At 41.7% G+C, this 314-nt stretch carries 1 protein-coding gene; it reads left to right on the forward strand.

Annotated elements, in window-relative coordinates; all coding sequences use genetic code 11:
• Positions 1 to 314 (forward strand): TonB-dependent receptor domain-containing protein (locus AAEY62_RS21410; RefSeq protein WP_350636400.1); only part of this gene is annotated, 314 nt, incomplete at both ends.

Here is a 314-nt window from a genome sequence, read left to right on the forward strand (position 1 = left end):
TACCGTGAATAATGGCAGCTCGCGCCACCGCGGGATTGAGTTTAAACTTGAGCATGCTCTCACCTCAACTTGGTCAGTTAACTTTGCCGCCAGTTATGCCAAGCATAGTTATACTAATGAGCAAATACTCAATAATATCAATATTAAAGATAATGATGTTGATACCGCCCCGCGTAAAATTGCCAATTTAGATTTAACCTGGCAGGCGTTTAATAACGCCAATGTGGCACTGCAATGGCATCATGTTGGTCGTTACTATACCGATCCTGAAAACTTACACAGTTATGACGGGCATGACATTTTAAGTTTACGAG

This window comes from Pseudoalteromonas sp. GW168-MNA-CIBAN-0100 (assembly GCF_040309225.1).
Lineage (GTDB): Bacteria > Pseudomonadota > Gammaproteobacteria > Enterobacterales > Alteromonadaceae > Pseudoalteromonas > Pseudoalteromonas arctica.